Here is a 24,112-nt window from a genome sequence, read left to right on the forward strand (position 1 = left end):
TCTCTGTCTGCCGTTGCCGGGATGACGCCGCTCGCCTCAGGCCCTCACGGGCATATCTCGCCAGAGCGCCAGAATGAGCAGCGCCAGCAGGGCGAAGGGCGGCACCAGGCAGAGCAGCACGCACAGGACGGTGACAAGCACGGGGTGGCGGCTCTTGCGCCGGGCCAGTCGCCAGGCCACGACGCCGACGACGATCATCAGCAGCAGGATAAACAGCACATAGATGTTGGCATTAATGGTCATGAAAGCTCCTTTTTCATGGCAAAAGGCACACTCTAGCGCCGTTGTGGCCCCAGGCAACTCCCAATCTGGTGGCTTCTCCCTCGGTCGATAGGCTTTTTCTATTTAGCTGATAGATGAGAATAGTTTTCATTTGATGTAATTCTGGGTGATACTGCCTTCATCGCCAGAGGAGACACCATCATGAAAAAGACCATCAGCTTCGCCATCCTGCACTTCAGTGTCGCCTTCACAGTGGCTTACCTGCTGACCGGCGAACTGCTCACCGCCAGCCTGATCGCCCTGATCGAGCCCGCCGTCAACACGGTCGCCTTCTACTTCCACGACCTTGGCTGGCACAAGCTCAAACCCGACCACAGCCTGCAGGCCAAGACCAGCAGCTTCGCCCTGGTGCACTTCTCGGTGGCCTTCGCCGTCGCCTACCTGCTGAGCGGCGAGCTGCTCACCGGCGGCGTGATGGCACTGATCGAACCTGCCATCAATACAGTGGTGTTCTTCTTCCACGAGCGGCTGTGGCGCAACCGCCAGCAACTGGCGCTGGCATAAGGGAGGGCGACCAGCCCTTCCCTTTCACGAGCGGCTATAGCAGGTGCTGGCCTAAAGGAGGAAACCGGCCCCGTGAGGGGCTCAGAGCTCGACGACACCGACACTCCCCTTGCCATAGCGACTCATTCTTTGATCCCGCCCGAAAATCCATCACCCTGCCCTTCCCCTCGGCGCCACCCCAGCTAACATACCCGAATGGCAATACATCCCTCATCGGAGTCACCCATGAGCCACGCCAGCCCTCAAGCGCAGCCAAACAGCAGCACACTGGAAACTGACATTCAGGGGCGGTAGCTTGCCTAAAAGCAGTAACCAGCAAACAGAGCGGTTTCTTTTCCAAAAATTTCTGAGTGGAGGCTGTGCATGGAAACACAAACGCTGCATCGGGGTCGGCTGATCGACCATCTCCAGCTGGTGGTGAAGGATCTTGCTGCCAGCGAGCGCTTTTACACGGCCACGCTGGCCGCCCTCGATGTGTCCATAGGCGGCGCGGGTGAGGGTTACTTCTGGGCAGACGAGCTGTTTGTCACCGCCATCGACAGCCCGGCGGCACTTGGGGTGCTGACCGGCCGTCATCACCTCGCCTTTCAGGCGCAAGACAGGGCCATGGTGGATCGCTTCTACCACGCAGCGCTGGCCCACGGCGGCCAGGACAATGGCGCCCCCGGCGAGCGGGTCTATCACCCCGGCTACTACGCCGCCTTTGTCCTCGACCCGGACGGCAATAATATCGAAGCGGTATATCACGGCGAGGCAGCGCGCAGCGCGAGTTCAGTGGTGATTCGGTTTTAGAAAAAGAATAGAAGACCAGTAAGGCGAACCTTGCCATGGAGCAACAAGGTGACTACGCCTCACTCAACATAGTGATGTCCTGATTTTCTAATTGCTGTACTTTTACAGTGATAAAGGAAAATCCTAGAAAGGAAGTCATTCGAATATGAACAGATACAGAGCCAAAATGGTAATATGATGCTTTTAAATAAATACTCCATCACGGTAAAAGCGTCGATACGGAATCATACATGTAATTTAATTATAAAATTAGTCCTACTTTCATTCTAGTCACTATTAAGTGCATAAGCCAATAGGTAGTGAAATATGAGCTATAAAGGTCCAGAAAACCCTAAAGAGAAATTAACTGAAATTTTAGACCCAAAACTTTTAGTTGATTTAAGTGCAGACATTTTGTTTTCCTTAGGCTGTACTAATACAAAAAAAATGGATGGTCCCGGTGATGGTGGCAGAGATCTATATGCGGAAAACCAATCAGGCGAAAAGTTACTAGTGCAATGTAAGTATCATAATAACTCTGAGTTAGTCTGTAGTAGCAGAGAGTTATCCGAACTCCCAATGGCTTTAATTAAATTCAACTATAAAAATGGTATTTTTATTACAAATGCTAAAATTTCACCACAAGCCAAAAGAGAATATCTAGACAACTATCCAACTTTTAATCTAAATTTTATAGATGGCGATATGTTATGTTCTATTGTTTTAGATAATCCTTTGTTAAGATCAATTTGGTTTGATGGCGAGTCATTTATAAGGAAATTATTAACCATTAACTTCCCAATCTTGATAAGAGAGCATGAAAATGATCTTCCATACATTATTAATGATCATGCAGAAGAGCAAGATATCACAATTCTTCTAACCGATTTTAGAAATTCGTTAAACCATTTAAAGTTTTCCATCAACAAAATATTTCTAGATACAAGAATATTTGAGCCATATAAAGCGCCAGTACCACTAACATGTGAAGAGGGTGCCAACTCATTATTCTCTTTTTCAGCGATAACAGTTGAAGGATTAAACACATTAATAGAAATCAATGATTTAATACAGAACTTAGCAAACATTCTATCAACATGGACACAACTAAGTTTAAGTTCATTTACTATTCGATTTGGCACACCTCATATAGTCAATAGGCCTAATACTCAGGACGGTTCAAGGTTAGAGCTTGATGTTAAACCAATTAGCTTCGTAAAAACAAAATCATTTTTTGGCACCGAATATGAGTTTATTGATACTCATAGATCCAAGAATTGGACTAGTGTTAACGATGCTAGAGTTTCAGAAGCTGAATACATTAGATTATTTAATAAAGAATTAAATATTTGCCTCGACCATATACTAATAAGTCGTATTGGATGGAGTGAGCAGCTTACAAAACTGGCCATTATTGAACAGAGAAAATTGCAATGGCAACAATCCATTTTTTGCGTAATCAAAAAATTTGATGTTTGGCCATATAAAAACATACCAACTCCAGATGAAAAGTCAGAATGGTATGTTGATAATGAAATGATATGTGGTTGGCTACATCATGCGCTACTTGGCTATCTATCTATTCCAAGACAAAGAAATTCTGAATCATTAGACCATATATTAAAAATGCCAAGCGAAGAAGAATGGTTAGAAAAGAGATCTTCAATCTCTCATGAATTATCAAAAATAAATGACGTCAAAATAATACCTCCGAGTACAGCAAGGCATATGATTGCTATAAAAGGTTCTGATCCTTTTGAATTACCAGAAAAAGTGAAATATATTTGCGGTGAAATTACTTCTTATCCTGAAAACATACCCAGCCCTATATTGCCATACTCTCGTCTTTTTTTGATCGAGTTTATAATAAATACAGATAATGTTTCTGACGCCGAAATGGAAAACATAAAATGCATAATATTAGGCATGGATAAAGTTGATGAGCTCAAGATAGAAGTAGAAAAAAGCAAACAACTATTTCATTTTAATATAATACCAAACATTGATGGGATTGAACATAAAACAACAAAAAACATCCTTGATGAAATTCATTTAATATCAAAAAAAATTATGTCCACTCTAGAGGTAAATATTCACAACAAATTCCAAGTCATCACAGACAAATATTGGCTTGATAATTACAAAATTTCCTTTGGTGTAAATTGGCGTGAGTCATCAAAACAATATGTTGGGCAATTGAATATTACAGAACCAGTCACAATTGATGAATTAAAAAAGATGATGAGTCCATAATGTACTTAGCAAAAAATTAATTTTTGACGTTTTTTTTCAACCACTCCATAGGTGATTGTTATAAGCAGTGTGAATAGGGATTTCCTTTGGCAAAGCAAGTAGGTTTGATTAGCGCAGCGTATTCTGACCATCATCTATAACCCAGCCGCTATATAAGCAAGGATCGGGAAATCTCCTTGGGGAGCCCTTTTCGGCCACCTAGTGGCCCTGTCTGGCTCGCCGGAGTCACTATAAGCTGGATTTATGAGTTTTCCGATGATGACCCCATATTTGCTTATATTGGCGATCACCAGTCCACCAGCACCTGCTGCGGCCCCATCACGGGTCAGCTCGGCCATATCCCGCCCCTGCGGCACACCTCACTGCGCCGCAGACAGGCAGGGTATTGTTTCCCCCTGAAAGCCGCCGAGCCGAGTTTAGCGGGTCAGGAGCGCCGTCATGGACGACGGCGCAGCCGCAGGCGGCACAGGGATGTGCCGTGTGCGGCGATCCGTCCGACCCGATGAAGGAGGCGAGGGAATCCGCGAAGCGGACGGCTTGCTGGGGGAGAAGACCTTTGGTGACTTTGGGTCTTTCCAAAGTCACTCGCCCCGGCCCGAAGGGCGGGCGAAACCCCGTCGAGGGCAACGCCCTCGCATGCTATGGGGCAAAGCCACATCCAAGGCCCCGTGGGGATGCATTCCCCCCTGCCGCTGGCCTATAGTGGGCTCCTTTCACACCACCTTTGCGAGCAGCACCATGTATATCGGCGAATTTGCCCGGCTGGCGGGCACCACTCCCAAGGCTGTCCGTCTCTACGAGCAGCTCGGGCTGCTGCCCGAGCCCAGGCGGCGCGGCAAGTATCGCGTCTACCGGGCCGAGGATCTGGAGTGGGTCGGCTTTATCCGCGAGGCCCAGCAGCTCGGCTGCAAATTGGGCGAGCTGGTCCCCTTGCTGGCGGGCCTCACCAGTCTCGCCGAGTTTCCCTGGCAGAAGGTGGAGCAGCTTATCGCGGGCAAGCTGGCGCAGATCGAGGCCGAGGTGGTCAGGCTGCAACGCCAGCATCAATCCCTGACCCAATGCGCCGAGTTGCTCGCGCAGCACCCCTGCCGGTATGGCGACCCCGTCCCACGCGACCCCGAATCGCAGCTTCATCAGAGGGATGCAGGGCAGGCGCACAAGGTGGCTTGACTCTGTCCCATGGGACAAGGGGTGTAATGGGGGCTCACTTCATCAGGAGCCACGCCATGACACCCAAGCTACTTATCATCAACGGCAACCCCAAACCCGACAGCCTCTGCCATGCCCTGGCCAGGGAGTATGCCCGCAGCGCCGAGGAGGGCGGCGCAGAGGTCACCCTGCATCACGTGGGGGAGCTCGCCTTCGAGCCGGATCTGCACCATGGCTATGACGAGACGCAGCCCCTCGAGCCCGATCTGCAGGCATTGCAGCAGAGCCTGAAGCAGGCCCACCATCTGGTGATCGTCGCCCCCCTCTGGTGGGGCCACCTGCCGGCCCGGCTCAAGGGGTTGCTGGACAGGGTGCTGCTCTCGGGGTTTGCCTTTCGCTATCAGGAAGGCAAGGCGCTTCCCGAGCGCCTGCTCGCCGGCAAGACGGCGCGCCTGCTGCTCACCATGGACAGCCCTGTTTGGTACTACCGCTGGTGGCTGGGCTCCCCCGTCGAGCGCACCCTCGCCAAGCCGGTGCTGGGGCTGTGCGGCATCCGGCTGACCCATCGCCAGCATCTGGGGCCTGTCCATACCGCCAGCGAGCGGGAGCGACAGCGCTGGCTGGGCCGTACCGCCGCCGCGGCCCGCAGTGATGCACAGCGGCTGGCGCGGCGGCGATCCTGATGACCATTGTTGTCGGCATCGGTGCCCAAAGAGGCGGGCAAGGGAGCCAGGGGTGAAAAAGTCCTCGGCGGCCCGGCGCCCTTGTGCTGTAGTAAGTGGGAATCCCCTCTTGCTGGAGCCTTTTCGATGACCAAGATGTTGCTGGGCACCCTCGCCTTGATGCCACTGCTGGCCAGTGCCGCCACCCCTTCCTTTGATTGTGCCAAGGCCCACAGCGCGGCCGAGCAGCTTGTCTGCCAGGACGCCGGGCTGGCGGCGCTGGATAACGAACTCGCCGCCCTCTACCCCAAGGCGATGAGCCAGCTGTCGGCCGAGCAGCAGAAGACGGAGAAGGCGATGCAGCGCGGCTGGATCAAGGGGCGCAACGAGTGCTGGAAAGAGAGCGACTCGCGCCAATGCGTGGAGGAGAGCTACCAGCTGCGCATCACAGAGCTGCAGATAAAGGGGGGGCAGCTGAGGGTGCCAAGCCCGGTCGACTACCAGTGCGACGGCGGGATCCGGCTCTCGACCTACTTCTACAACGAGGCCAAGCGGCCCGCCGCCGTGATCAACCTGAGCGAGGGGACGCAGCAGTCGCAGGTGCTCGCCTTTGAAGCCCCCAGCGCCAGCGGCGCCCGTTACGAGGGGCAGAATCTCACGCTGCTGACCAAGGGGAAGGAAGCCAGGCTGGAGCGTTATGACCAAGCCGCCCGGCAGTGCCGCGTCAGCGGCCAATAAGCCCACCCCTCCCATGAAAAAGCCCCGCAGTTGCGGGGCTTTTTGTTAGCGGTCACAGGGGTTATTTCACCGCTATAGCCTCGGCCATCGGGGTCTGGAACTCCTGCTCTGCCTCGGCGAAGCGATCCAGCATGGCCTTGGAGGGCGCCTTGTCCAGCAGGCTGAACACCACTATCGCCAGGGTGGCGAAGACGAAGCCCGGAATGATCTCGTACAGGCCCAGCCAGCCGAACTGTTTCCAGACGATGACGGTCAGGGCACCGGCCAGCATGCCGGCCAGGGCGCCGTTGCGGGTCATGCGGGACCAGAGCACCGAGAGCAACACCACGGGGCCGAAGGCGGCACCGAAGCCGGCCCAGGCGTAGCTCACCAGCCCCAGTACCCGGTTCTCCGGGTTCACGGCCACGGCGATGGCGATGAGGGAGATCACCAGCACCATGGCGCGGCCGACCCACACCAGCTCTTTCTGGGAGGCATTCTTGCGCAGGAAGGGCTTGTAGAGATCCTCGGTGATGGCGCTGGAGCAGACCAGCAGCTGACAGCTCAGGGTACTCATCACCGCCGCCAGGATGGCGGAGAGCAGCACGCCGGCAATCCAGGGGTTGAACAGTATCTTGGAGAGCTCGATGAAGACGCGCTCCGGGTTGCCGGTGACGCCGGCGGCCTGCTCGGTGAAGGTGGAGAAGTAGGAGAGGCCGAAGAAGCCGATGGCCACGGCGCCGCCGAGGCAGAACACCATCCAGGTCATGCTGATGCGACGAGCGCTGGCCATGGAGTGGTGGGAGTCCGCCGCCATGAAGCGCGCCAGTATGTGCGGCTGACCGAAGTACCCCAGGCCCCAGGCCATCAGGGAGATGATGGCGATGAAGTCCAGGTTCTTGAACATGTCGAGGTTGCTGGCGTTCTGCGCCGCCACCTGCACCATGGCGGTGTCGATGCCGCCGACCGCGATGATGACGAACACCGGGGTCAGGATCAGGGCGAAGATCATCAGGGTGGCCTGCACCGTGTCTGTCCAGCTCACCGCGAGGAAGCCGCCGAAGAAGGTGTAGGTGATGGTGGCCGCGGCACCGACCCAGAGGGCGGTGTCATAGCTCATGCCGAAGGTGCTCTCGAACAGGCGGGCACCGGCCACCACGCCGGAGGCGCAGTAGATGGTGAAGAACAGCAGGATCACCAGGGCGGAGAGGATGCGCAGCACCCGGCTCTTGTCCTCGAAACGGTAGGTGAAGTAGTCCGGCAGGGTCAGGGCGTTGCGGTTCTTCTCGGTGTGAACCCGCAGCCGACCGGCCACCCAGCGCCAGTTGAAGTAGGCACCTATGGTGAGGCCGATGGCGATCCAGCTCTCGGAGATGCCGCCGATGAAGACGGCGCCCGGCAGGCCCATCAGGAGCCAGCCACTCATGTCGGAGGCCCCGGCGGAGAGGGCGGTCACCCAGCTCCCCATGCGGCGGCCGCCGAGAATGTAGTCGTCAAAGTTCTGGGTGGCGCGATAGGCGATGAAGCCGATCAGGACCATACCCAGGATGTACACCAGAAAGGTGATGAGCATTGGGGTGCTAGCTGTCATTCAAAACTCCGTTATGTGACTCTTGTACCCGTTCTCGCGACGGGCTCTTCCTTAAAAAACCGGCCTAGATTAATCAGCAGATCGCCTGATCACAACCACTTTTAACAAATAAAAAACACAGAGAAAACGTTTCACACCTAATCAAGTAACCAATCAAGAGCGGTTAGGCCGGATTTTATCCCGACACTGCAAAGACTTACCCTCCTTTACGCATCATAAAAAAGCCCCGACCTTGGCCGGGGCTCGACATCGAGGGCAACCGGATCAGCGGTTGATGGCGATGGGCATGCCGCTACGCTGCTCCAGGGCCTGCTTGACCAGCTGGGAGTCGCTGTCCGCGTGGGCGATGAAACGGGTCACCGCGGTGGACATGGGCAAGGGTGCCGGCAGGCTGGAGTTGAACTCCTCCTGGCTGCGGGAGAGGGGCTGGTGCACTTCCAGATAGCGACGACCATCCGGCTCGACCGAGGCCTTGATCGGCTGGTTCACGAACTGGACGCGGGTGCCGACCGGTACCTGCTTGAACAGATACTCGATGTCGTCGTTACGCAGCCGCACGCAGCCGTGGCTCACCCGCAGGCCGATGCCGAACTGGGCATTGGTGCCGTGGATGGCGTACATCTTGCCGATGTAGAGCGCAAACAGCCCCATGGGGTTGTCCGGGCCGGCCGGCCAGACCGCAGGCAGGGTCTCGCCACGGGCGGCATACTCGGCGTGCATCTTGGCGGTCGGGGTCCAGGTCGGGCCCGCCTTCTTGCGCTGCACGCTGGTCACCCAGTCTTCCGGGGTGTCGGTGCCGAGCTGGCCGATGCCGATGGGCAGCACTTCCACCACCTTCTTGCCTTTCGGGTAGTAGTAGAGGCGCATCTCGGCCACGTTCAGCACTATGCCCTCGCGGGGGGCATCCGGCAGGATCAGCTGGTGCGGCACGACCAGCTTCTCGCCCGCCTGCAGCAGCAGGGGATCCGCCTTGGGGTTGGCTTCCAGCATGTTGGTCAAACCGAGCTGGAACTTGGCGGCGACCGCTTCCAGGGGCTGGCCCGCCTCTTCGGCCGGCACCACGTATTCCAGGTTCTCGCCCACCAGGCGGCTGTTGGCCGCAGGCAGGGCATATTCGACGGCAAGCACGGGCGTGGCGGTCAGGAGCAGGCTGCAGCACAGTGCAGCCGCCGTGTTGTGGAGGAGCTTCATAACTTTCCTGTGATATTGGGGTGATTCAGGACTCTGGCCAGGCCGGGGCGTGCGCGCCCGGGGCGAAGAGAAGGCCGCCATTTTTCTCCTCTGCACCGCAAATTTCAACCGACACGTGGTGACGGGTCGATGATTAATATGGCGTTTTCCCCTGGCCTCATCCTGCAACAAGAATCAAATCACCCGTTCTTCCAGGCATGCATGTCATAACCGGTTGGAGATTGATGCAACCGCAGATGAAATTGCCCGATAATGGCGACTATATGGTCGAATATATCGGCCTGGATCCCTTCGTAATCGGCCCAGGCGGTGGTCGCCGTGAAGCAGTAGATCTCCAGCGGCAGGCCGTCGGAGGTCGGTGCCAGCTGGCGCACCATCAGGGTCATGTCCTTGCGAATGCCGGGGTGGGCCCGCAGGTAGGCATCCAGGTAGGCGCGCAGGGTGCCGAGGTTGGTGAGGTGACGGCCATTGATGGGGCAGCTGATGGCGTCGCTCAGCTGCTGGTTGTAGCTGCTCAGCTCCTGCTCCTTGCGGCTGAGATAGGGCGCCAGCAATTTGGCCTGCTTGAGCTGCATCTGCTCCTCAGAGGTCAGGAAGCGCACGCTGGTCATGTCGATGTTGACGCTGCGCTTGATGCGCCGACCACCGGATTCCGTCATCCCCTGCCAGTTCTTGAAGGAGTCGGAGATGAGGGCATAGGTGGGAATGGTGGTGATGGTCTTGTCCCAGTTCGACACCTTGACCGTGGTGAGGCCGATGTCGGTCACCTCGCCATCGGCGCCGTACTTGTCCATCTGTAGCCAGTCACCGACGCTCAGCATGCGGTTGGCGGAGAGCTGGATCCCGGCCACCAGGCCGAGGATGGGGTCCTTGAACACCAGCATCAGCACTGCGGTCATGGCCCCCAGACCGCTGAACAGGAAGAGCGGCGACTTGCCGAGCAGCAGGGCTATCATCAGGATGCCGACCAGTATGCTGGCCACCAGTTTCACCCCCTGGAAGATGCCGCGCAGGGGCAGATCCCGTCCGAGCCGGGTATAACGGCTCACCGACAGCAGGCAGTCGAGCAGGGCGAACAGCGCCAGCAGCAGGAACAACAGGATCCAGAGCTGGGCCAGCATCTCGATCAGTTGCAGGCTGTCGGACTCCCTGGGCAGCCAGATCTCCGCCTGACCGAGCAACACGGCCCCTTGCAGCACGAAGGCGAGCCGGTAGAAGAGCCGCTGCTGCAACTGGGGCGGCAGCCACACCTGCTTGGTCTTGCCGAGCAGCCCCACCAGACGCACCAGCAGGATGCGGTGCAGCACCAGGTGCAGTGCCAACGCGGTCAGCACGATGAAGCCCAGGGCGATCACCAGCGCCATCATGGGGGTCACATCGACACCCAGGCCTGACAACCAGTTGAAAAATATCTCCTTCATCTCTACCTCCGCGATGTGAAACTGCGGTCAGGGTACGTATCTGGCCCCTCATGTCAAATGACAGGCCGCTCAATGCCCCCCAGAAACGACAACGCCCGGCAGGGGCCGGGCGTTGATTCGCTGCGAAGTGGCCTTAGCCGACCAGGCTCAGGGCATCGCGGGCGATGACCAGCTCTTCGTTAGTGGGCATCACTAGGGCCAGGCGGCTGCCTTCGGCGGTGATGGGGCCTTCACCGCCCAGCACGGCGGCGTTGTTGGCCTCTTTATCGACCTTGAAGCCGAACAGGGCCAGCCGTGCCAGCACCATCTCGCGCACCATGGCGGCGTTCTCGCCGATACCACCGGTGAACACCAGGGCATCCAGGCGACCGTCCATGGCGGCAGCGTAGGCCCCGACATACTTGGCCACCCGGTAGGTGAAGACATCCAGCGCCCGCTTGGCGCCGGCGTCGGTGGCGTAGTTGCTGGTGACGTAACGGCAGTCGCTGCTCGCTTCGGTCATCCCCAGCAGGCCGGACTCGCGGGTCAGCACCTGGTTGATCTCGTCCACGCTGTAGCCGAGCTGGTCATGCATGAAGAAGACCACGGCGGGATCTATGTCACCGGAGCGGGTGCCCATCGCCAGCCCTTCCAGCGGGGTCAGGCCCATGGAGGTATCGACGGACTCGCCGTTCTTGATGGCACAGACGGAGGCACCGTTGCCCAGGTGGCAGTTGATGAGGTTGAGCTCGGCCAGCGGCTTGCCCAGCGCCTTGGCTGTCTCTTCGGCGATAAAGCGGTGGGAGGTGCCGTGGGCGCCGTAACGACGGATGCCGTTCTCCTGATAGAGCTTGTAGGGCAGCGCGTAGAGGTAGGCTTCCTGCGGCAAGGTCTGGTGGAAGGCGGTGTCGAACACGGCCACGTTCTTCTCGGCCAGGGCCGGGAAGACCTTGAGGGCGGCACGGATGCCGATGAGGTGCGCCGGGTTGTGCAGGGGGGCGAACGGAATGGCGGCCTCGATGCCGGCGATGACGCCATCATCGATGCGCACGGAGCGGGAGAACTGCTCGCCACCGTGCACGATGCGATGGCCGATGGCGACCAGCTGCTCGGCGAGGGTCGGATCCTGGGGCAGGATGTGACCCACTATGTGGTCAAGGGCGGCCTGGTGCGCGGCACCGGCGCCCAGCATGGCCTCGCCCTTGACTCCGTGGAGTTTCCATTTGATACGTGCGTCATCCAGATTGAAGCATTCGGCCAGGCCGGACAGCATGTCCTCACCTGTTTCGGCGTCCATTACGGCAAATTTCAGGGAAGAGCTACCGCAGTTAAGGATCAATACCAACTTGCTCATGTTCTACATCTTCCTGTGCTTCGGCTTTATGCCGACAGTGTCGTGTCATCCAGAAGTGGATGGGATTCCCCTGCCGGGGGCTTATGGTCGCAGGAAAGTGCGCCCAATTTTTCAAACTGTCTGGCGCCGACCCATAGTCTGGCGCGCTCATCATTCTCAAACTCTCTGGCGCCGACCGCCAACTCTGGGCCAGGCGCGCTTATCCTTTCAAACTCTCTGGCGCCGACCCCGAGGCTGGCGCGCGCATCGAATCGTCAATGCGGGACAAGCCAGCGCGCATTCAACGCGGCCCTGTCGTGGCGGGTACCCGGGCACCCGGCGCTGCGGCTCAGACCGAGGTCAGCAGCGACTGGTGGACCTTGACGACCAGCTTCTTCACCAAGCCTGGGGTAGTCAGGGTACAGAGAGGGCGATGCAGTTCTCCCGGCCAGAAGATGGCAAAGTCGCCGGGCTGCAACGCCAGATAACTGGTCTGGTCGTCATCGACGAACCAGAGATCGGGGTGAGGATGATCGGCACCGTCGCTCACATAGGCATGGGGCCCGACGCCGATCCACTCCTCCCCCCGCAGCAGCAGCTGGATATCCAGATACTGCTCATGAAACTCGCCGCGGCGATCCGCGACCGGCTCGGTCAGATCCTCACTCACCAGGCAGAACAGCTTTAAGCCGTCTATGTCCTGCTTGCCAAGGGGCGCCTCACGCCAGTGGGCAAGACTCTTCACCACCTCGGCCATGATGCGGGCCAGGGGCGCGGGCAAGGGGGTGCGTTGCAAGGTATCCAGACTGCCGGTGATCATGGGGTTCGCATCCTTAGGTATATCTGCCGTCTATCTTTGTCCATCAATGAAAAAGGACCCCTAAAGGTCCTTATTCAGCGTCGTCTGCCATCCGTGCAGACTCGAAGAGCGCCTGGTTCGTCTTGTTGGCGCCGGGTCACTGTTGCACAGTCGCCCGCCCCTTGCCAAGAGATACCCGCTCATTCACCCGATGATCGTACCAGTTGAAACAATATTATTCACTACTCCATTGCCACCGACTTTGACCAGACGCAAAAACGGGAGCATCTGCTCCCGTTTTTTTCACCGAATCGGCGTCATTCAAACCTTGCTGGCGTTCTCCACCGGCTTGGCGTACATGGCACGCCAGATGGCCTTGTGTTCTTCCGGCACCTCCGACTGGCGGGTCAGGAAGGCGGTCTGCTCTATGGTGCTGGCCTTGCCGGGCACATCAGCGGCCAGGTAGTTGCCCGGGAAGAGGCGGTAGCTGCTCCAGATCGCCTTGTCGATGAGCGCGGCCAGTTCGTCCGGATCGCTGAAGCCTTCTGTGATGGGGGCGCCGAAGGAGACATGTACCCGCCCCTTCTGGCCGACGATGCCGGCGACTATGCTCTCGATGTCCTCGAACTCGCCCTTCTCGTAGCTGCCGTTGACCGACTTCTCGTAGAGCTCGCGCGCCTTGGCCTTGTCGGTGGGATCCAGCTCGTAGCTGATGCTGACCGGCACTATGTTGAGGCTGCGCATGTAGTCGACGAAGTCGATCTTCTGCTTCTTGCCGTCCACGTAGAACATCTTGAGGATGGCAGGATCCGTCTTGTCATCGCCATTCTTGGCGCGCCCTTCCTTCTGGGCGATCCAGATGGAGTGCCCTTCGTGCACCGACTGGCCTATGTAGGCAGACAGCTCGCCGAGTGCCTTCATCATCTCCCGCGGCCCCTTGGCGGAGCGCTTGACGATGAAGCTCTTGTTGAGCTTCATCAGCTCGGTGGCACAGGGCTTGCGCAGCAGGTTGTCGCCGATGGCGATGCGCACGGTGTCGAAGCCATGGGTGTGCAGCCCCCAGTTGACGAACGCCGGATCCATGGCGATGTCCCTGTGGTTGGAGACGAACAGATAGCCCTGCTCCTTCTTCAGATTCTCGAGGCCGGAGAAGCTCACCCCCTGGGTGGAGGTGGCGATCATGCGGCTCATGTAACGAGTCACCCCCATCTGCACTTGATGAACGGTGCTGACCTTGGCCCACTTGTGGCGCAGGAACTGGCGGATCAGCGGGCGAATGGCCCAGCCCAGCCAGCTCATCAGGGAACCGAAACGGTATTTGGCGATGGCGCCGATAAACTCGTCATCCTGGATCAGCCGCTCGATGGCAGCCGGCACTTCGTCATCGCGATAGGGGCGAATGTCCGCGAATCTATCTACTTCTGTCACAATGTCAGCCTTGCATGTATGGAGTCGCGACCAGCTGCTGCTGGCCGGGAAAATTCAGGGCGCAATTTTACACGCTTTTGGGGTCAGGGGTATGAGAGGCATACAGATAGTGCGATCTTGCCGTGAAAAAGCCGAGAGAACCTGGGTAACCAGGATCCGGGACGGCCTGCGCCGACGGCTTGACGAGGGGCTGGCCCCGCCCGGAGAAAGCCACCGACTCCTCAACCGGCCGGATTGAGCAGCGCGGTGAGGACATGGTCCTCCCAGCGGCCATTGATCATCAGATAGTCCCGGGCATAGCCTTCCCGCTCGAACCCGAGACGCGCCAGCAGGGCGCCGCTGCGCAGGTTGGCTGGCATATGGCTCGCCATGATGCGGTGCAGGTCGCGCTCCCGGAACAGGTAGTCGATGCCGGCGGCCACCACCTCCTGCATCAGCCCCTGCCCCTCATGGGCCTGGTCGATGGCATAACCCAGATGGCATGCCTTGAACATGCCCATCATGATGTGGGTGAAGTTGCAGGTGGCGAGCACCCGCTCCCCTTTGGGATCGAGCGCCACCAGTTGCACGGCGCTGCCGTCGAAAAACTGGCCGTAACCGTCGCGCAGCCGCCCCTGCCAGTGACCCAGGGTATAGAAGCTCTCGTCCCGTCTCGGCTCCCAGGGCTGCAGATGGGTGCGGTTGCGCCGATAGAAATCCAGCATCAGCTCGGCCCGCTCCGGGGGCAGGACGGTCAGCCGGGTACGGGCCGTGGTGATATGGGGCAGGGTCAGCACAGTGCCTCCCCATGCTGGCCAGGCAGGGCGCCAGCGACCTGGCAGGGTCGGGGCCCCATCAGTGATCCCTTTCCCGCAACCTGAGCCAGTCATCTCGCAGCAGACCGTAGTGGACGTGATCCACCACCCTGTCCGCCAGCCGCTCCGCCCGCCGGGTGATCCCCTCCTGCTGCATCCCGAGCCGCTCGCACACCGCCCGGCTGGGCTCGTTCTCCAGCGCGGCGCTGATCTCCACCTTCTCCATCCCCATCTCCTCGAAGGCGTGATGGATCAAGGCCTGACAGGCCCGGGTGATGATGCCGTTGCCCTGCCAGCGCTCCGCCAGCCAGTAACCGATGCTGACCTTGGCCAGCCCCTGATCGATCTGGTTGTAACCGATGACGCCCACCACCTCCCCCTGATACTCGATGGCGGTGGTCAGCCCCTCGCCCCGGGCAAATTTCTCGATGGCGTGGCGAATGAAGGTGGCGCTGTCGGAGGGCTGCTGGATATGGGGCACCCAGGGCAGCCACTGGGAGAGATAGTCGCGATTGCGCTGGCAGAGGCGAAAGAGTTCGCTGGCCATGTCGGGTTGCAGAAACAGGAGCGCCAGCTCGTCATCCAGTTGCCATGAAAACATTGCACCTCCCCGCCTTTGGTCCGGCATCCACCGTCATGGGAGCCAATGTAGTCAATCAATCCCTTGTTTGCCAAGGACTTTCAGCGCCTCTCCCCCGCAGGCAATCCCCATATGGATGTGCCCATTTGGGCACTATTTTCAGCCTTGCAGCAATCAGCCCTTTCATTGGCACAAGTCACCAGGTTAATGACGACTTTCAGCAGTCACGGATGGCAATAGTCAGATCTGCTGCGCCTTTATGCTGCTCTGTCACAAATGACAGGCAGTTATTTCAGAGCGGCGCACTAGTGTAAGAGCGCCGGGCAACGGACCCGGCGTGTAATCTTCATCGACTAAGGAAAGACGAGATGAACAAAGTCTATTTGGCCGTCATGCTGGCCTGCTGGGGAAGCGCCGCCATGGCGGCAGAACAGGTGGAAGTGAACCAGGTCTCCGACCTGCCCGGCGCGATGAGCGGCGCAGCCAAGATCGGCGCCCTCGCCGCAGGGGATGGCGAGTTTCGCCAGGTGCGAGCGGTGACGCTGCCCAATGGCCAGCAGCGAGTGCGTTATGAGCAAACCTGGCAGGGCATTCCGGTGTGGGGCCAGGCGCTGGTGGCCGATCAGGCTCTGGGGGGCCAGGTCAAACAGGTGTCCGGCACCATGCTGCGCAAGATCGATGCCGACCTGACGGGCCCGGCCGTCGCCCTCTCTGCCAGTGACGCCGCCCTCAAGGCCCGCAGCGGCGCCAAGGGGAGCAACGAACAGGTCAAACTGTTCGTGATGCAGGATGAGACCGGCCAGGCTGGTCTATCTGGTCTCCTGGCTCGCCGCCAGCAAGGAGCCGAGCCGCCCCTTCGTGATGATCGATGCCCAGACCGGCAGCGAGCTCAAGCGCTGGGAGGGGATCAACCACCAGGACGCCACAGGCCCGGGGGGCAACCTCAAGACCGGTAAGTACTTCTATGGCGCCGATTTTGGTTCCCTCAAGGTGGACGACAGCTGCCGTATGAGCAGCACCAACGTGGACACCATCAACCTCAATCACGCCACCAGTGGGGGCGCCGTGCACCAGTTCAGCTGCCCGGAGAACACGGTCAAGGAGATCAACGGCGCCTACTCCCCGCTCAACGATGCCCACTACTTCGGCAACGTGGTGTTCGACATGTACCGCAACTGGTACAACACGGCGCCGCTCAGCTTCAAGCTCAAGATGCGGGTGCACTACAGCCGCAACTACGAGAATGCCTTCTGGGACGGCAGCCAGATGACCTTCGGCGACGGCGCCACCACCTTCTACCCCCTGGTGAGCCTGGACGTGGCGGCCCACGAGGTGAGCCACGGCTTCACCGAGCAGAACTCGGGCCTGGTCTACTCCGGTCAGTCGGGCGGCATCAACGAGGCCTTCTCCGACATGGCGGGGGAAGCGGCCGAGAACTACATGAAGGGCAGCAACGACTGGCTGGTGGGGGCCCAGATCTTCAAGGGCAACGGCTCCCTGCGCTACTTCGAGGATCCGACCCGGGACGGCAGCTCCATCGGCCACGCCAGCGATTACTATGACGGCATCGACGTGCACCACAGCTCCGGGGTCTACAACCGCGCCTTCTACCTGCTGGCCAACACCAACGGCTGGCACACCCGCAAGGCATTCGAGGTATTCGTGCTGGCCAACCGCCTCTACTGGGGCCCCAACACCACCTTCGATCAGGGCGCCTGCGGCGTGACCAGGGCGGCCACCGATCTCGGCTACAGCCTGACCGACGTGGCGGCTGCCTTCAGTGCGGTTGGGGTCAACGCCAGCTGCGGCGCCACGCCCCAACCCGGCAAGGTGCTGCAAAACGGCGTGCCGGTGACCAATCTCACCGCCACCAAGGGGGGCAAGCTGAACTACACCATCGAGGTGCCCGCCGGCAGAAGCCAGCTGGTGGTGACCAGCAGCGGCGGCAGCGGGGATGCGGATCTCTACGTGAAATTTGGCAGCGAGCCGACCAGCAACAGCTATGACTGCCGCCCCTACAAGAGCGGCAACGCCGAGACCTGCACCCTGAACGCGCCCAAGGCGGGCACCTGGCACGTGCAGTTGAGCGGCTTCAGTGCCTTCTCGGGGGTGAGCCTCAAGGCCAGCTACTGATCCCGAATGTCAGTGAAGGGAGAGCGCCGGACTTGTCCGGCGCTTTTTTCATGCGGGCTTGCCCGACCAGCGCCGGGCCAGGGTGCGCGCCGCCTCCAGCACCCGCTCCTTGGCGGGATTGGGCCGCTTGCCGCTACGCCAGGCCATCATCACGTCCCAGTGATCCGGCGGCAGATCCGTCACATCCAGTTTCACCAGACGGCCAAACTCCAGGTCCCGGGTGATGGCGAGCGCCGGCATCAGGGTGATGAAGCCATGCTCCAGCGCCAGCTCCCGCGCCGCACTGGCGGGCTGGATGGCGTGCAGCGGGCTCGCCACCTGGCGCAGCAGCCGCAGCTGCAGGATCAGCTCGTCACAGCCGGTGCCCCACTGCTGGGGGGCCAGCCGCTCGTTGGCGATGTCCTGCAGGGTCAGCCCCTGCCGTCCGGCCAGCGGATGGGTGGCGCAGGCCACGGCGATGATGGGGGAGCGATAGAGCAGCTCGAGCTGGATGCCCGCGATGGCGGGACACTTGAGGATGAAGCCGACGTCGGTTTCCCCGGTCAGCAGCTCCTGCATGATGACGCCGGAGTGATCCGTGCTGCAGCGGATCTCGAACGCCTCGTCCACCAGGGCCAGCAGCAGGGGGCCAAACACCACAGTGGTCAGGGAGGGAAGGCAGGAGAGCCGGATCCGCGGCAAGGCGGGCGCCCCCTGCATCGCCAGCCGTCCCCCTTCCAGGGCACTCAGGGCACTGGTGGCGGCCGGCAGGAACTGCTCGCAGGCCGGTGTGGGGGTGGCGCCACGGCGGTGACGGCGGAACAGGGACTGGCCCAGCTCCTGCTCCAGCACGGCGATCCGCTGGCTCACCATGGGTTGTGACCAGCCGCGAATGGCCGCCACCTTGCTGAAGCTGCCACGGTTGGCCACATCCAGCAGCAATTGCAAATCATCGAGTGTAATAGCCATAACCAAATCCAATATGAAATATAGCCAGTTGTCGGCTACCACTATATCTGGAGCCCCACCAGAATAGCAGCATCAATGGTCGTGAAATGGCAGAACGCCAGCGAGTCAGGGACTTATCGTCGCCCCTGGCTCAGTTTGGTCACTCCGCGATTCGGACAATCAACACACAACGATAATGTCATCGAAGCAAGCAGGGGTATCAGGGTCATGGTGGAGCGGGCGAGGCGGTTGGGGCGGTGGTTCTTGGCATTGGATTCCCTCTTGGTGATCCTGGGGTTCTTCGTGGTGATGCCCATGATAAGCCTCAGGTTCGTGGATCAGCTTGGCTGGGCCGCCGGTGTGGTCGGGCTGGCGCTGGGCCTGCGTCAGCTGACCCAGCAGGGGCTGGGGGTCTTCGGTGGCTCGCTGGCCGACAAGTTCGGGGCTCGCCCCCTCATCGTCTGCGGCATGCTGCTGCGGGCATTGGGCTTTGCCAGCCTGGCCTATGCCCAGACCGGGCTGGAACTCATCCTCTCCTGCATCATCTCGGGGCTCGGCGGCTGCCTGTTCGATCCCCCCCGCGCCGCCCTGGTGATCAAGTTCACCCGCCCGCGTGAGCGCGGCCGCTACATCTCCTTGCTGATGATGCTGGAGAGCGCCGGCGCCGTGGTGGGGGCCCTGCTCGGCAGCTGGCTGCTGAACTTCGACTTTGAATATGTCTGCCTGCTGGGGGCCGGCCTCTTTGTCTGCGCGGCCCTGTGCAACCTGCTGATCCTGCCCCCCTACAAGCTCTCCCTGCGGCCTACACCGATCCGGACCGGCCTCGGCCAGGTGCTGGCAGACAAGGCCTTCTGCCGGCTGGTGCTGATCTTGAGCGGCTACTACGCGCTCTGGGTGCAGGTGATGCTGATCTTCCCCATCCTGGTCAAGCAGATGGCGGGCAGCACCACGGCGGTAGGCTGGATGTATACCCTGGAGACGGCCATCTCCCTGGCCCTGCTCTACCCCCTTGCCCGTTACGGCGAGCGCCACTTCAAGCTGGAGAACCGCCTGATGGCGGGGGTATTGCTGATGACCGCCGGCATAGGGCTGGTGGCCTTTGCCACCACCCTGCCCGCCGTCTTCCTGCTGCTGGCCTGCTTCTATCTCGGCATCGTCATCGCCGAACCGGCGCGGGAGACCCTCATGACCAAGCTGGCCCAACCGGGGGCGCGCGGCAGCTACATGGGCTTCAGTCGCCTGGGTCTGGCGCTGGGGGGCATGACGGGTTACGTGGGGGGCGGCGCCCTGCACGACTACGCCACGGCCCAGGGCCAACCCTGGCTGCCCTGGCTGGTGCTCGGCACCGTGGGAGTCACCACCCTGCTGCTGCTGGTGAACTGCTTTCAGCGCGACTCCCGTCTGGCCCAGGTCAATGCCTGATCCTTGAGCACGCAATGCGGATGATCCCGGGGCGCCCTCGTTCGAGTCGGCGCCCTTCTTTTATGCGGCAACACAGGGTCGGCGACGCCCTCCCCTCGCCTGCCCCTCTTTTCTTCGCCCCACTTTCCATCACCCCACAAGCCGAATGGCGCACATAAAAAAGCGGCAGATTGCTCTGCCGCTTTTTGTCTGGCCTATGGCCGACTTACTTGTTGATATCCAGCATGCTTTGCAACATGTAGTTGATGACCTCGTCGGCCGTGGAGCCCGAGACCCCGGTCAGGCTCTCGAAGGTGTGGTTCATCAGCACTATCTCCTGAGTCACCTGCGCTCCGCTGCTCTCCTTCACCTCCAGGCGCACCCCGTCAGTGTCCTCGAACACCGAGAGCAGACTCCTCAGGGAGTCCGGATCCTGGTTGCCATCGGGGTCGAGCAGGTCGCTCAGATCCAGCTTGTCCTCCAATGTGGAGAAGTCGACCACATAGTCCTTGGCCACCTTGCCAGCCTCGGTATCCCCCTTCTGCCAGACGAAGGTATCGGCCCCCTCACCCCCCTCGAGAACGTCGTTGCCCAGCCCACCGATAAGGGTGTCGTTGCCAAGCCCACCGACAAGGGTGTCGTTGCCGGTACCGCCATAGAGGGTATCGTTGCCAGCCTCACCGAAGAGTTCGTCGTTACCTCCCTGGCCGAAGAGGATGTCATCTCCCAGGCCACCATACAGCTTGTCGTGCCCGCCACGAGTATCACCCGCCACATCAAATGACTTGGCGTTGTCTTTGATGTATTCGTACAGCTCTACGGTGCTGGAGGCATAGCCGTTCTTCAAGGTCAGGAACTGAGTCAAGCCATCCAATCCCTTGCCATCGACCCAGTCCGTCGGCTTGGCCGGGTTGCCCGCCTCGCCCCAGGGCAGATAATCGGTATTGATGGCATCGCCAAACAGGATGTCGTTGCCTGCGCCGCCATTGACCGTATCCGAGCCCACCTCTGCGGGAGTGTTCGTCACCGAGTCACCCACAAGCACGGCATTAAGATCCTCAGGCTTGGTGATAATATCGGGTTGACCGATCGGCGGATTGGTCACCTTGTCGAGGTTATCTATCACCAGCGTGGCCGACGAATCATCCCACCATCGGTCATCATTCAAGGTAAAGACATAGCGATAATCACCAGCGGCCAGAGGACCACTGTCGATGGTCCCGGTCTGACTCACGGCACTGCCGACATTGACCCAGGTCGAGCCATGCAAGCGTTGCAGTTGCACCGAGAAGCTGTCTTTGGAGGAGAAATCGCTACCCTTGGCCAACCCAAAGCGGATGTTACTCCCTGCCGTCATCGCCAGCGCTGCACTGTTAAAGACCGACGCACCGCCACCGTCATAATCGGTCAAGCGCAGCTTGCCGTCCGAAACAGAGACAGCACCATTACCGCTCTTGCTCCAGGTGGATGTGCCCCAGATACCGCTATCGTTAGAGAAGTTATCGATTGTTATTACCTGACGATACTTACTCCCCGAACCGGTCACCTGGGTATTGTCGAAATACTTCAGGTTACCCTCCGTCACACCGGTACCTATGCCAATCGCCTTGACCTCACTTAACCCAGACAAGGGTGCAAAGGCGTCAATGGCCTTCTGCATGTCGTCATGATTAGTGGTACTGCCGGTCTTTGACTTGTCATCGTTGTACGTCGTGGGATCGCCATCGGTCAGGAAGTAGGTCAGGTTTTCGAACTCCCCCTCAGAGGTACTACCCGGATTGGTTTTGAACCACGCGGTCGCCTTGATGAAGGCATCCTGATAGTTGGTCCCACCATTGGCAGACAAGTCTTCGATTGCGTCGATCAAACTCTGCAGATTACCCGAGTCCAGATTATTGAATGTCAACGTGCTGGCGCTGCTGGCGAAACTGATCAGCGACACGTTAACCACACCATCGTGGTTGGCCAGCTGACGGGCCAACAATTTCAGTGCATTGATCGTCAATGTCATCCGATCCTGACCACTCTCATCCCCATTCAGGCCATCTGCCATACTGCCGGAGGTATCCACAATCAGCGCGATATTGTAGTTCTTGCCAGGCTCAACCGTTGTCTTGAGGCCACCTATATCCCCCAGCACCACATCATCGCCACCGCCGCCAGCAACGGTGTTGTCACCGTTCGGGTTAGCCGATGTCATCATGCCGCCGACATCTGCCTCGGTATAGTCCACTTCACCCGAAATAGGTTGACCATCCATGTCGTACTCTTGCGAGCCCGCCTTGACGGTGATGATGAAATCCTTGCTGCCGAACGGCAGCTCAACCTGCAGCGACAGCTTGCCATCCTGATCCAGCATGCTGGCTGGCACCGTCCAGTTGCCTTCGGCATCCTGAGTACCACCGGAGAGCGTGGCCCCTGGCGGCAGCCCAGTGATAGTTAAATCGGTAAAGCGCTCGCTACCGTCACTATCTTTCAAATCCACATCTATCTTCAGGGTTGCAAAGTCGGCAACCTTGCTCAGCCCATCATCGCCAAACTCGTATTTGCCATCTTGCAGATAGAGGGTTTCAACATCGTAGAAGTCATGGTTGGCCACCACCTTATTAGTGACAGGGTCCGTATAGACAAGCCGGTAGTTGCAGCCGTTGGGCAAACCGGTCGTGACCAGCTGCAGCGAATTCCTCGAACCGGGCACATAGGCAACATCCTGGCCATCACCACCGTAATAGGAGGTGCTTGCCTTCAGGTTCTGAGAGATAAGCGTATCCTCGTCATCACCCCCATCCAGATTGACCGAGGCTGCATCCTTGCCCCCGATCAAAGTGTCATCCCCGTCACCGCCAATTAGCTGATCAGCACTGCCCCCACCGATCAGGATGTCGTCGCCGGCCCCACCATTCACCGAATTACCATCGCTGGAAACCAGATAATCATTCCCCTCGGTCGGCTTCAATGATGGAGTCTGGCCTTGCAGGGAGTCCAGGATCTCTTCCACCTTCGCCCCCGGGATCAGACCGCCACTCACCAGTTCAACCTTGAGGCCCACGCCATCAACAACGGGCGTGACATCAATAACGAACTTGGCTTCGTCACTGACATTGACACCATCGCTTATCTGGAAGTCGAAGCTGGCGTAGTCATCCTTCATATTGCCGACGTCCTCACCGCTGCCCTTGTCGGCGTCGTTGCTCGATTCGTGCAGGCCGGGCACGAAGCGTAGATGGCCCGCATTCACCTCGGCGTAGGAGATGAGATCCCCCACCTTCACGGCAACCCACTGCTTCGCAACCTTATCGAAGTATTGGAGAGTGCCATTCAGCGGCAGGGAGTTGATCTGCACGCTCAGAGCCGACTTGTCATGATCCTCGTCGCGGGCACCAAACTGGTCCCAAGTCAGCACCTGAGGCTCATCTTCCTGCCCAGTACTGTGGCCCCCTGTGGCCGTCGGTGCTTCGTTGGTGCCGGTGATGGTGATGGTGACCGTGGTGGTCGAGCCATCGCTCAGCTCCACGGTGAACAACTCAACGTGCTTGACGCCCGCAGCCAGGGCATCGACCACGGCGTTATCCGCCAGCACGAAGCTCCACTTGCCATCGGTCCCCACCTTGAAGCTGCCGTAGTCGCGGCTCTCCTCGCCCGCCACAAAGGTCAGGCCCGGGTTGTCCGCATCGCTGGCAGTCAGGGTGCCGGTCACCGGGGTCAGGTCCCCCTCGGTGACCGCACCAATGTCGACCGAGATGACCGGCAGGTCATCGGTGCCGGTGATGGTGATGGTCACCACCTGATCCACCGTCTCGCCGTCGGCGCCGGTGGCCCGCACGGTGAAGCTGCGGGTGACGCTGTCAGTGCCGCCCATGCCCTGCACCGCGTCGTTGTTCAGGGTGTAGGTCCAGGTCCCGCTGCTGGCGTCGATGCTGAAGCTGCCCAGATCGCTGCTGCCACCGGGCAGCACGCTGTACGTCTGCGTGTTGTCGGCGCTGTCGGCGTCGGTCGCGGTCAGGGTGCCGCTGGTGCTGAGCGTGGTGTCTTCCTTGACCGTGCCGATGTGGGTGCCGGCAATCATCGGCGCGTCTTCGGTGCCGTTGATGGTGATGGTCACCACCTGATCCACCGTCTCGCCGTCGGCGCCGGTGGCCCGCACGGTGAAGCTGCGGGTGACGCTGTCAGTGCCGCCCATGCCCTGCACCGCGTCGT

The 24,112-nt window shown here is 59.3% G+C and carries 18 protein-coding genes and 1 pseudogene; 8 read left to right on the forward strand and 11 right to left on the reverse strand.

Going from position 1 to position 24,112, the window contains the following annotated elements:
- Window positions 1-36: 36 nt before the first annotated feature.
- Window positions 37-243: a hypothetical protein gene (locus ACB030_RS09880; RefSeq protein ID WP_005325909.1), complete on the reverse strand. Its 207-nt coding sequence runs from the start codon at window positions 241-243 to the stop codon at window positions 37-39.
- A gap of 180 nt (window positions 244-423) precedes the next feature.
- On the opposite strand from ACB030_RS09880, the gene ACB030_RS09885 reads away from it, so the two are divergent.
- The 6 genes from ACB030_RS09885 to ACB030_RS09910 all read left to right on the forward strand — a co-directional run bounded on the left by ACB030_RS09885 (window position 424) and on the right by ACB030_RS09910 (window position 6,359).
- A complete protein-coding gene (locus ACB030_RS09885; protein ID WP_371159421.1) occupies window positions 424-786 on the forward strand; it encodes a DUF2061 domain-containing protein in 363 nt (120 codons plus the stop codon).
- A 363-nt stretch (window positions 787-1,149) separates the two neighbouring features.
- The gene (locus ACB030_RS09890) at window positions 1,150-1,578 is read left to right on the forward strand and encodes a VOC family protein (RefSeq protein ID WP_371159423.1); all 429 of its coding nucleotides are present in this window, start codon (window positions 1,150-1,152) and stop codon (window positions 1,576-1,578) included.
- A gap of 306 nt (window positions 1,579-1,884) precedes the next feature.
- Complete coding sequence (locus ACB030_RS09895; RefSeq protein WP_371159425.1) at window positions 1,885-3,810, forward strand: restriction endonuclease; 1,926 nt, start codon at window positions 1,885-1,887, stop codon at window positions 3,808-3,810.
- A 738-nt stretch (window positions 3,811-4,548) separates the two neighbouring features.
- Window positions 4,549-4,980, forward strand: a complete 432-nt coding sequence (locus ACB030_RS09900) for a MerR family transcriptional regulator (RefSeq protein WP_371159427.1) — start codon at window positions 4,549-4,551, stop codon at window positions 4,978-4,980.
- Between the two features lie 56 nt (window positions 4,981-5,036).
- Window positions 5,037-5,642 carry an NAD(P)H-dependent oxidoreductase gene (locus ACB030_RS09905; RefSeq protein WP_371159429.1) on the forward strand — a complete coding sequence of 202 codons (606 nt, stop codon included), beginning with the start codon at window positions 5,037-5,039 and terminating at the stop codon, window positions 5,640-5,642.
- A 126-nt stretch (window positions 5,643-5,768) separates the two neighbouring features.
- A complete protein-coding gene (locus ACB030_RS09910) occupies window positions 5,769-6,359 on the forward strand; it encodes an MliC family protein (RefSeq protein WP_371159431.1) in 591 nt (196 codons plus the stop codon).
- Window positions 6,360-6,420: 61 nt separating this feature from the next.
- Here the strand turns inward: ACB030_RS09910 and putP are convergent, their stop codons facing one another.
- The 8 genes from putP to ACB030_RS09950 all read right to left on the reverse strand — a co-directional run bounded on the left by putP (window position 6,421) and on the right by ACB030_RS09950 (window position 15,475).
- A complete protein-coding gene (putP, locus tag ACB030_RS09915; protein WP_319912610.1) occupies window positions 6,421-7,929 on the reverse strand; it encodes a sodium/proline symporter PutP in 1,509 nt (502 codons plus the stop codon).
- Window positions 7,930-8,193: 264 nt separating this feature from the next.
- Entirely contained in the window at window positions 8,194-9,120 is a 927-nt protein-coding gene (locus ACB030_RS09920; protein WP_371159434.1) for a L,D-transpeptidase family protein, read from the reverse strand.
- Between the two features lie 179 nt (window positions 9,121-9,299).
- Window positions 9,300-10,541, reverse strand: coding sequence for a mechanosensitive ion channel family protein (locus ACB030_RS09925; protein ID WP_205642387.1), 1,242 nt, complete (start codon window positions 10,539-10,541; stop codon window positions 9,300-9,302).
- A gap of 133 nt (window positions 10,542-10,674) precedes the next feature.
- Window positions 10,675-11,874, reverse strand: coding sequence for an acetate kinase (locus ACB030_RS09930; RefSeq protein WP_371159436.1), 1,200 nt, complete (start codon window positions 11,872-11,874; stop codon window positions 10,675-10,677).
- A 328-nt stretch (window positions 11,875-12,202) separates the two neighbouring features.
- Entirely contained in the window at window positions 12,203-12,673 is a 471-nt protein-coding gene (locus tag ACB030_RS09935) for a YhcH/YjgK/YiaL family protein (protein ID WP_042648911.1), read from the reverse strand.
- 300 nt (window positions 12,674-12,973) lie between these two features.
- On the reverse strand, window positions 12,974-14,080 hold the full coding sequence (locus ACB030_RS09940) for a 1-acyl-sn-glycerol-3-phosphate acyltransferase (RefSeq protein WP_202046644.1): 1,107 nt from the start codon (window positions 14,078-14,080) through the stop codon (window positions 12,974-12,976).
- Window positions 14,081-14,301: 221 nt separating this feature from the next.
- A complete protein-coding gene (locus ACB030_RS09945) occupies window positions 14,302-14,853 on the reverse strand; it encodes a GNAT family N-acetyltransferase (RefSeq protein WP_371159450.1) in 552 nt (183 codons plus the stop codon).
- 61 nt (window positions 14,854-14,914) lie between these two features.
- Window positions 14,915-15,475, reverse strand: coding sequence for a GNAT family N-acetyltransferase (locus ACB030_RS09950; protein WP_025325892.1), 561 nt, complete (start codon window positions 15,473-15,475; stop codon window positions 14,915-14,917).
- A 347-nt stretch (window positions 15,476-15,822) separates the two neighbouring features.
- Here ACB030_RS09950 and ACB030_RS09955 point away from each other — a divergent pair.
- A pseudogene (locus ACB030_RS09955) lies at window positions 15,823-17,587 on the forward strand (M4 family metallopeptidase).
- Window positions 17,588-17,635: 48 nt separating this feature from the next.
- Here ACB030_RS09955 and ACB030_RS09960 read toward each other — a convergent pair.
- Window positions 17,636-18,535 carry a LysR family transcriptional regulator gene (locus ACB030_RS09960; protein WP_371159440.1) on the reverse strand — a complete coding sequence of 300 codons (900 nt, stop codon included), beginning with the start codon at window positions 18,533-18,535 and terminating at the stop codon, window positions 17,636-17,638.
- Between the two features lie 207 nt (window positions 18,536-18,742).
- Here ACB030_RS09960 and mdtH point away from each other — a divergent pair, with 207 nt between their 5' ends.
- A complete protein-coding gene (gene mdtH / locus ACB030_RS09965) occupies window positions 18,743-19,936 on the forward strand; it encodes a multidrug efflux MFS transporter MdtH (protein ID WP_171273283.1) in 1,194 nt (397 codons plus the stop codon).
- A gap of 205 nt (window positions 19,937-20,141) precedes the next feature.
- Here the strand turns inward: mdtH and ACB030_RS09970 are convergent, their stop codons facing one another.
- The gene (locus ACB030_RS09970; RefSeq protein WP_371159442.1) at window positions 20,142-24,095 is read right to left on the reverse strand and encodes a VCBS domain-containing protein; all 3,954 of its coding nucleotides are present in this window, start codon (window positions 24,093-24,095) and stop codon (window positions 20,142-20,144) included.
- Between the last annotated feature and the right edge of the window lie 17 nt (window positions 24,096-24,112).

This window comes from Aeromonas sp. S16(2024) (assembly GCF_041403065.1).
Classification (GTDB): domain Bacteria; phylum Pseudomonadota; class Gammaproteobacteria; order Enterobacterales; family Aeromonadaceae; genus Aeromonas.

What these genes read in the sequence shown, in the direction of transcription:
- ACB030_RS09880 (WP_005325909.1), bottom strand. Translation starts at nt 243, where the DNA reads ATGACCATTAATGCCAACATCTATGTGCTGTTTATCCTGCTGCTGATG.
- ACB030_RS09885 (WP_371159421.1), top strand. Translation starts at nt 424, where the DNA reads ATGAAAAAGACCATCAGCTTCGCCATCCTGCACTTCAGTGTCGCCTTC.
- ACB030_RS09890 (WP_371159423.1), top strand. Translation starts at nt 1,150, where the DNA reads ATGGAAACACAAACGCTGCATCGGGGTCGGCTGATCGACCATCTCCAG.
- ACB030_RS09895 (WP_371159425.1), top strand. Translation starts at nt 1,885, where the DNA reads ATGAGCTATAAAGGTCCAGAAAACCCTAAAGAGAAATTAACTGAAATT.
- ACB030_RS09900 (WP_371159427.1), top strand. Translation starts at nt 4,549, where the DNA reads ATGTATATCGGCGAATTTGCCCGGCTGGCGGGCACCACTCCCAAGGCT.
- ACB030_RS09905 (WP_371159429.1), top strand. Translation starts at nt 5,037, where the DNA reads ATGACACCCAAGCTACTTATCATCAACGGCAACCCCAAACCCGACAGC.
- ACB030_RS09910 (WP_371159431.1), top strand. Translation starts at nt 5,769, where the DNA reads ATGACCAAGATGTTGCTGGGCACCCTCGCCTTGATGCCACTGCTGGCC.
- putP (WP_319912610.1), bottom strand. Translation starts at nt 7,929, where the DNA reads ATGACAGCTAGCACCCCAATGCTCATCACCTTTCTGGTGTACATCCTG.
- ACB030_RS09920 (WP_371159434.1), bottom strand. Translation starts at nt 9,120, where the DNA reads ATGAAGCTCCTCCACAACACGGCGGCTGCACTGTGCTGCAGCCTGCTC.
- ACB030_RS09925 (WP_205642387.1), bottom strand. Translation starts at nt 10,541, where the DNA reads ATGAAGGAGATATTTTTCAACTGGTTGTCAGGCCTGGGTGTCGATGTG.
- ACB030_RS09930 (WP_371159436.1), bottom strand. Translation starts at nt 11,874, where the DNA reads ATGAGCAAGTTGGTATTGATCCTTAACTGCGGTAGCTCTTCCCTGAAA.
- ACB030_RS09935 (WP_042648911.1), bottom strand. Translation starts at nt 12,673, where the DNA reads ATGATCACCGGCAGTCTGGATACCTTGCAACGCACCCCCTTGCCCGCG.
- ACB030_RS09950 (WP_025325892.1), bottom strand. Translation starts at nt 15,475, where the DNA reads ATGTTTTCATGGCAACTGGATGACGAGCTGGCGCTCCTGTTTCTGCAA.
- ACB030_RS09960 (WP_371159440.1), bottom strand. Translation starts at nt 18,535, where the DNA reads ATGGCTATTACACTCGATGATTTGCAATTGCTGCTGGATGTGGCCAAC.
- mdtH (WP_171273283.1), top strand. Translation starts at nt 18,743, where the DNA reads ATGGTGGAGCGGGCGAGGCGGTTGGGGCGGTGGTTCTTGGCATTGGAT.
- ACB030_RS09970 (WP_371159442.1), bottom strand. Translation starts at nt 24,095, where the DNA reads ATGGGCGGCACTGACAGCGTCACCCGCAGCTTCACCGTGCGGGCCACC.